The 2,683-nt window shown below is 73.3% G+C and carries 1 protein-coding gene; it reads right to left on the bottom strand.

The genetic code is table 11. The features are described from left to right. Positions 1-121: 121 nt before the first annotated feature. Positions 122-2,656, bottom strand: a complete 2,535-nt coding sequence (gene infB / locus ACFW1A_RS39875; RefSeq protein WP_380418528.1) for a translation initiation factor IF-2 — start codon at positions 2,654-2,656, stop codon at positions 122-124. Positions 2,657-2,683 lie beyond the last annotated feature (27 nt).

The raw sequence follows: 2,683 nt of genomic DNA, 5'->3' as shown, positions 1-2,683 counted from the left end.
CGCGCTGGCGCCGGGGCGGGCCCGGGCGGGGGGGGCCCCCGCCACCCCCCAAACCCGCGCAGGCGGGGCCGGCCCCCCGCAAAAACAACCCCGCCCCCGCGCCCCGGGCCACTGGCACCGACTACGAGCGCGGCTTCTCGCGCATCTCGTAGGTCTCGATGGTGTCCTCCACCTTGATGTCGTTGAACGACCCCAGGGTGACACCGGCCTCGAAGCCCTCGCGGACCTCGGTCGCGTCGTCCTTGAAGCGGCGCAGACCCTCGATGGTGAGGCTCTCCGCCACGACCTTGCCGTCGCGGATGAGGCGGGCCTTGGCGTTGCGGCGCAGGATGCCCTCGCGGACCAGGACACCCGCGATGTTGCCGAACTTGGAGCTGCGGAACACCTCGCGGATCTCCGCGGAGCCGAGGCGCACCTCCTCGTACTCCGGCTTGAGCAGGCCCTTGAGCGCGGCCTCGATCTCCTCGATCGCCTGGTAGATGACCGAGTAGTACCGGACGTCGACGCCCTCGCGCTCGGCCGCCGTGCGGGCACGGCCCTCGGCGCGGACGTTGAAGCCGATGATGATCGCGTCCGAGCCCATCGCCAGGTCCACGTCGGACTCGGTGATGGCACCCACACCGCGGTGCAGGATCCGGAGCTCGACCTCGTCGCCGACGTCCAGCTTGACCAGCGCGTCCTCGAGGGCCTCGACCGAACCGGAGACGTCACCCTTGATGATGAGGTTGAGCTGCTGGATGCTGCCGGCCGCGATCGCCTGGTCGATGTTCTCCAGCGAGATGCGCATCGGCCGCTTGGCGAACATGGCGTTGCGGTCACGGGCCGAACGCTTCTCGGCGATCTGGCGGGCGGTGCGGTCGTCGTCGACGACGATGAAGCTGTCGCCGGCGCGCGGCACCGAGGTCAGACCGAGCAGCAGGACCGGACGCGACGGACCGGCCTCCTCCACGTTCTTGCCGTTCTCGTCGAGCATGGCGCGGACGCGGCCGTGGGCGTCGCCCACCGCGATCGAGTCGCCGACGCGGAGGGTACCGCGCTGCACGAGCACGGTCGCCATGGCACCGCGGCCCTTGTCGAGGTGGGCCTCGATGGCGATGCCCTGCGCGTCCTGCTCCGGGTTGGCCCGCAGGTCCAGCGAGGCGTCCGCGGTCAGGACCACGGCCTCCAGCAGCTGGTCGATGTGCAGGCCCTGGCGGGCGGAGATGTCGACGAACATGGTGTCGCCGCCGTACTCCTCGGCCACCAGGCCGAACTCGGTCAGCTGTCCGCGGACCTTGACCGGGTCGGCACCCTCGACGTCGATCTTGTTGACCGCGACCACGATCGGGACACCGGCGGCCTTGGCGTGGTTGAGCGCCTCGACCGTCTGCGGCATGACACCGTCGTTGGCCGCGACCACCAGGATCGCGATGTCGGTGGACTTGGCACCACGGGCACGCATGGCGGAGAACGCCTCGTGACCCGGGGTGTCGAGGAAGGTGATCTTCCGGTCCTCGCCGTTGACGTCGGCGGTGACCTGGTAGGCACCGATGTGCTGGGTGATGCCACCGGCCTCGCCCGCGACCACGTTGGTCTTGCGGATCGCGTCCAGCAGTCGGGTCTTACCGTGGTCGACGTGACCCATGACGGTCACCACCGGCGGACGCGGCAGCAGCTCGCTGTCCTCGCCCTCGTCGGCACCGAAGTCGATGTCGAACGACTCCAGCAGCTCGCGGTCCTCGTCGTCACGGCTGACGATCTCCAGCACGAAGCCCATCTCCTGGGCCAGCATCTGGAGCGTGTCGTCCGAGACCGACTGGGTCGCGGTGACCATCTCGCCGAGGTTGAACATCACCGAGACGAGCGCGGCCGGGTTGGCGTTGATCTTCTCGGCGAAGTCCATCAGCGACGCGCCGCGCGACAGCCGGACCGTCTGGCCGTTGCCACGGGGCAGCATCACACCGCCGACGGACGGGGCCTGCATGGCCTCGTACTCCTGGCGCTTCGCCCGCTTCGACTTGCGACCGCGCGCCGGGCGACCGCCCGGGCCACGACCGAAGGCGCCCTGCGTGCCACCACGGGCACCCGGACCACCGGGACGGCCGCCGAAGCCACCGGGACGGGCACCGCCGCCACCGAAGCCGCCGCCGCCACCGGCGCCGCCACCCGGACGGGGGCCGCCGAAGCCGCCGCCGCCACCGGCCGGACGCGAGCCCGGACCGGCCGGACGACCGGTGAAGCCCGGACGGGCGCCACCGGCACCCGGGGCACCCGGACGGCCGCCGGGGCCACCCGGACCACGGCCACCGGGGCCGGGGCGCGGACCGGTACCCGGGCCGGGACGCTGCGGCATCATGCCGGGGTTCGGACGCGGCATGCCGGACGGGCTCGGCGCACCGGGGCGCGGCGCGGCCGGACGGGGCATGCCGTCGGGACGGGGGGCACCACCGGGACGCGGCGCACCGGCACCCGGGGCACCGCCCGGACGCGGACGGTCACCGGCACCCGGAGCACCACCGGGACGCGGACGGTCGCCGCCCGGACGCGGACGGTCGCCCGGACCACCCGGACGCGGCGCGTTGCCGCCCGGACGCGGACGGTCGCCGGCACCCGGGGCACCGGCCGGACGCGGCCGGTCGCCCGGCGCGCCCTGACGACGGTCGCCGGGGCGGCCCATGCCGGTGGCGCCACCGGAGGTGAAGGG

The sequence above is a fragment of the Kitasatospora sp. NPDC058965 genome (assembly GCF_042741245.1).
In the GTDB taxonomy this organism is placed as follows: domain Bacteria; phylum Actinomycetota; class Actinomycetes; order Streptomycetales; family Streptomycetaceae; genus Kitasatospora.
The sequence above is the reverse complement of the archived record's forward strand: the minus strand, read 5'-3'. Positions and strand labels throughout refer to the sequence as shown.